We start from the raw sequence: 5,326 nt of genomic DNA, 5'->3' as shown, positions 1-5,326 counted from the left end.
TTGCCCAAAGACTGGGCTCATTTCAAGGGGCACTATGTCCACAACGGTCGAGCCATCTTTTCCTATTCCGTGGGCAAGGGAACGGTGCTGGATATGCCAAGCGTGGTCGAAGAGATTGGTTTCTCTGCCTTCACCCGTACGCTCGAGACTGATCTTCCTGAACCAGGCATGGTTGTACTTGCCGAGGGGGATTCCTCGCATAAAGCAGCCGCCACCTTGTCGGTGAAATGGGCTAAGCAGCGGATTAACTATTTGGTCACCGACGGTCCGGTGGACTCCAAACTTTCCTTTGAAGATGGTCTGGCTCTGTTGCGGGTTCCTGCGGGCAAGCATCGTACTAAGATCGCATTCTGGCCGGGAGATCCAGCCTATCAACCAGCGGTGCAATCGGCTGCAGGTCGAGCCGAAGATCTTGGTGCTCTGACTCAGGGTGGAGATGCCCAGTGGGGAGATTCCCTTGGGACAAAAGGTCAACTTTCCGATAACCAGACAGATGCCTATGTGGTCGATACCCTCGGAATCCCTTTTAATAACCAATACGAACCGCGCATGCGTATAGGGGCTTTCGATTTTTTTGACGATGGCAATAGTGCTGCCGTCTGCACCTGGGATGGCGATGTCTGGATCGTTTCTGGCATCGACGATGATTTGCAAAACCTCAAATGGAAACGATTTGCCACCGGGTTGCACGAGCCCCTCGGGCTGAGGATCGTTGATGGAAAAATCTACACCGTCGGAGACAATCAGATCACCCGCTTCCATGATCTTAACAACGATGGCGAGGCAGACTTTCTGGAGAATTTTAACAATGACTGGGATGCCACTGAGGGATTTCATGCATTCTGTTTCGATCTGCAAACCGACCCGCAGGGAAATTTCTACTTCAGCATGGGTTGCCCGGTTCGGGCGGGTGGAGCCGGGTTTGAGCGATTGGGCAGGCACCATGGTTGTGTGCTGAAAGTTTCTCCAAGCGGAGACGAGCTATCTATTTTTGCCAGTGGATTCCGTGCACCCAATGGACTCGGAGTGGGACCAAATGGGGAAGTAACCACAGGAGACAATGAGGGCAGTTTCATACCCACCGCTCCCTTGAACTGGGTAAAGCCAGATAGTTTCAATGGAGTGATTGATTCCTACCGAGGTGATCGGAAATTTAAAAGTTCTCCGATTGCAGGTTATGAAGTTCCTTACAGCAACTGGGGTGAATATCGCAGAAACTTTATGAAGAGACCAGGCTTTCAGCATTTTCCGGAGGAAGCACCCAAACCACTGGTCTGGATGACCAAGAAGCGTGGAGTGGACAATTCCGGTGGTGGCCAGGTCTGGGTTACAAGTGATAAGTGGGGTCCTTTGAAGGATCAACTCCTTCATATGTCTTACGGTCAGAGTAAACTCTATGTGGTGCTTAAAGAGGAAAAGAACGGGCAAATGCAGGGAGGGGTTTCCCGGATCCCGGTTGATCTATCCAGTAGTGCGATGCGGGCACGGATCAATCCCGGTGATGGGCAGCTCTATGTATCCGGACTTAAAGGTTGGCAAACCAATGCCAAAGGAAAAGGTGGGTTGGACCGTATTCGTTACACAGGCAAGCCCGTCCACCTACCCAAATCCTTGGAGGTTAAAAAAGACCGCATTGAGGTCGGGTTTTATGAGGCACTCGATCCCCAACTAGCCAATGATTTGTCGAAGTACAAATTTGGGGCATGGAATTTGAAATGGTCCTCCAATTATGGATCTCCTGAAATTCCAGTTAATGATTTAAAATTGGATAAGGTAGAACTTCTCGACGACGGTAAAACCATCGCTCTGTATGTGCCCAACCTGCACCCCGCCCACATGGTGCAGATTGATTATGAATTACAATCTGCGGACGGGCTTCAGTTCAAGGGACGCATAGATCATACCATCCACGAGGTCGAATGATTCGCTTATTAGGACTTATTTCTTTTGCATTTTGTGCATCTGTACTTGCTGAAGAAAAAAAGAATACCAAATACAAATTCTCCTTTGGTGCGATCGCGGATTGCCAGTACTGCGAGGCTCCGGATGGAGGGAAGAGAAAATATTCTTCATCCAAGGAAAAGCTACATCAGTGCGTGGAGCATTTTAACAAGGAAGATTTATCTTTTGTTATTCATCTCGGGGATTTTATTGACCGTAATTTTTCTAGTTTTGATGAGATACTTCCAATCTATAATTCTTTAAATGCACCCGGTTATCATGTTCTTGGAAATCATGACTTCGAAGTGGCGGATGAGTACAAAGAACTGGTTCCGAAAAAGTTGGGCATGCCGGCAAAATACTACGATTTCAAAATCAAGAACTGGCGTTTCATATGTCTGGATGGGAATGACCTGAGCTTTATTGCTTACCCGAAAGGTAGTGAGATGTATAAAAAGTCTGAGGAATACTACCGAAAAAAGAAAATCAGTTCACCTAAGTGGAATGGGGGAATAGGCCCTGAACAATTGCACTGGTTAAGGAAAACTTTAGAGAAGGCTGAGGACTCAGAGGAAAAGGTTGCTCTCTTTTGCCACTTCCCCGTCTATCCTCCCGATCCACACAACCTATGGAATGCAAAAGAAGTGATCGCTCTGTTGGAAGAATTTTCCTGCGTAAAGGCCTACATCAATGGACACAACCACAAGGGCAAGTATGGGATCAAAGGCGGCATTCACTACCTTACTTGCAAAGGCATGGTGGATACGAATGAATCAGCCTATTCCATCATTCGGATGTACCCCGAATATCTGAACATTGAGGGATATGGCCGGGAGTCCAATCGGACTCTCGAGTGGGAATAATTTTTTGTTTTGTCCTATGACTTACAGGTCAGAGATTGATGGTTTACGTGCAATAGCAGTAATACCTGTTGTTTTGTTTCACGCAGGTTTTGAGTTCTGTTCAGGTGGCTTTTTGGGAGTCGATGTTTTCTTCGTTATAAGTGGTTTTCTAATTACATCCATACTTGTTGAGGAGTTGAATCAAGGAAGCATTTCTTTAAAACAATTTTATCTAAGAAGAATTCGTAGGCTCATTCCAGGATTCTTGTTCATGCTTTTGGTCGTTTCATTTTTTTTCCTTCTAGTAGCTCGGCCATCTCAGCAGGAAAGTGAGTCCTTATCCAATTCTGTTCTTTCGTCTCTATTTTTTTACTCAAATTTTTATTTTTCATTAAATAACGGTTATTTCGCTAGTTCGAGTGAGCTAACTCCTCTGCTACATACATGGAGTTTGTCTGTTGAGGAGCAGTTCTACTTGATTTATCCGATTTTGCTTTTGTTTGGGTTCAAATGGAAAAACAAAAGTCCCATATTCTTAATTTCCTTTATTTTTTTCTCTAGTTTATTTCTTTGTTTTTTTGGAGGAGAAATATTGGGTAAATGGAATTTCTATTTACTTCTCACACGTGCATGGGAGTTGGCTGCTGGTGCACTATGTTTTTTTTGTAAAATCAAAAATTGTAGAAATTACCCACAATATTTTTTTGATATTATTTCACTCCTAGGTCTAATTTTGATTTTGGGTTCATTTTACTTTTTAGATGAATCAATTAATTCCCCAAGTCTGTGGTGTTTATTTCCGGTAACGGGTACAATTTTAATTATTAAATTTTGTAGACCGCAGGGATTTGTCTGTCGTTTCCTTTCAGCCAAAGTCCTGGTACTAATCGGAACACTTAGCTACGGCATCTATCTTTGGCACCATCCTTTGCTTTCTATCAGTCGTCATTTTGTAATTCACCCATTTTACCTAGATGAAGATATTGTTATCCTCTCCATTTTACTGACATTTCTGGCTGCTTGGATTAGCTATTTTTTAATCGAGAAGCCATTTCGATCTGGTGCTATTTCCCTTAAGTGGTTACTTGTTCCCTTTGCCTTACTTTTAACTTTAGGTTTTTTGCCTAATGAAATTTCGAAATTTGGCTTAAATCCAAGAAGTATTGTTTTTTCTGAGTCTGTTCGTGATCTAGCACGAGACAATTACGATTCGGACCGAAGAGAAAAAGGATATTATTTTGGAGATTTATCACAGAGGAAAAACGATCTTCTGTTACTAGGCGATTCCCATGCAAGAATGCTTATGCCTAGTCTTGGGGAGTTGTTGGAATTAAAAAAATGGAGAGGTTTTCATCCATATGAAAAAAAGTTTAAAACCAACTTTTTGGCGATCAACCCAAATACGGAAGAAAGTTTTTTGAAGGCTTGGCATAAGCAAATTAAGATAGATTCAGACGGAGCCAAAGCGATATTAATTTCATTTAGGCATTCAAGATCTAAAGATAATTACTTTTACGATCCTCTACTTCCCGATCTCCCTCAGGTTTTTTTTGATAATTTTGAAAGTAGTATTCTATACTTATCTTCCTTGGTTCCTAAAATACTCATGGTTGCTCCGTTTCCCGAATCTCCATACTGGGGACCGAACATCGGAAGAAGTTTTTTTCAAAGAGAAAATTGGTTTGATACCTCAGTTTCCAAATACATTTCCTTACACCAGAAATTTCTTAATCATTTAGAGAAAATTGCTTCGGTTAATTCTTCATTTGAAATAATATATCCCCATCATTTTCTGATTAATCAAGATGCTCACTTTTCTTATTATTTTTCAGGGGAGAGGAAGAGTGTTATTCCTTATTACTACGATGATGATCACCTAAATAAGTTTGGCTGTAAGGAAATTGCTCAAGAAATCATTTCAGGAATTAAATAACTGGATATGGTCGGGAGACTAAACAAAAACTTTTAAAACTAAGAAATAATAATTGAAAATATTTCGACACTAGTTCTTAGACTGCTTTTCAGTCTGGCTTATTTGGCTAACTTGTTCGAGAAACTGGTTCAATGTAATCTGGGACTCCAAATTTTCGATCCAAGATTCAGGAATAGAAGATAGTCCATTGGCCGAACCCAAGAGGATACCGAGAGCTAATCCACGGGCACAATTATCTCCTCCTGCCATGGCATTTTCAATAAAAGCTGTCTCTGTGTCATCTCCGTGCTTTATGGCTAAATAAAGAACGGAGGGGAGGGCGGATGAAATCGAACAGGCTGGTCCTAATTTACTAATCGCACCTACAGCATTTTCTGAGAGTACACTGTTTGCCTTTTTGAGTGCCCACTCGGGAGCCGTTTGATTGAGGGTATCATGCAGGTCGGTTCCGTGCATCAGACGATAACCTGCCTGAGCAAGAAAGATGGCAGTTTCTTCGGCCTCCTTGGATCGATGGGTGAGAACGGTTTGTTCAACCGCTGCTTTCACCAATTCATTTTCAGAAGAGTTGGAAAGAAATGCAATAAGTGGGGCAATCCTAGCCGGGCCG

The 5,326-nt window shown here is 42.8% G+C and carries 4 protein-coding genes and 1 pseudogene; 4 read left to right on the top strand and 1 reads right to left on the bottom strand.

Going from position 1 to position 5,326, the window contains the following annotated elements:
- The 4 genes and pseudogenes from ACKPQ4_RS01230 to ACKPQ4_RS01215 form a co-directional block, all read left to right on the top strand.
- On the top strand, window positions 1-1,923 hold a 1,923-nt coding region (locus ACKPQ4_RS01230), incomplete at its 5' end, for a DUF6797 domain-containing protein (protein ID WP_407679389.1).
- Complete coding sequence (locus ACKPQ4_RS01225) at window positions 1,920-2,804, top strand: metallophosphoesterase (protein ID WP_407679388.1); 885 nt, start codon at window positions 1,920-1,922, stop codon at window positions 2,802-2,804. The genes ACKPQ4_RS01230 and ACKPQ4_RS01225, both read left to right, overlap by 4 nt.
- A pseudogene (locus ACKPQ4_RS01220) lies at window positions 2,767-3,807 on the top strand (acyltransferase family protein); the annotation flags it as partial. The gene ACKPQ4_RS01225 and the pseudogene ACKPQ4_RS01220, both read left to right, overlap by 38 nt.
- A gap of 96 nt (window positions 3,808-3,903) precedes the next feature.
- Window positions 3,904-4,716: an SGNH hydrolase domain-containing protein gene (locus ACKPQ4_RS01215; protein WP_407679390.1), complete on the top strand. Its 813-nt coding sequence runs from the start codon at window positions 3,904-3,906 to the stop codon at window positions 4,714-4,716.
- A gap of 69 nt (window positions 4,717-4,785) precedes the next feature.
- On the opposite strand, the gene ACKPQ4_RS01210 is transcribed toward ACKPQ4_RS01215, so the two are convergent.
- Window positions 4,786-5,326 (bottom strand): ADP-ribosylglycohydrolase family protein (locus ACKPQ4_RS01210; RefSeq protein WP_407679387.1); only part of this gene is annotated, 541 nt, incomplete at its 5' end.

The sequence above is a fragment of the Candidatus Chordibacter forsetii genome (assembly GCF_964187505.1).
GTDB lineage: Bacteria > Verrucomicrobiota > Verrucomicrobiia > Opitutales > Seribacteraceae > Chordibacter > Chordibacter forsetii.
This window is presented reverse-complemented; position numbering and strand designations above follow the sequence as displayed.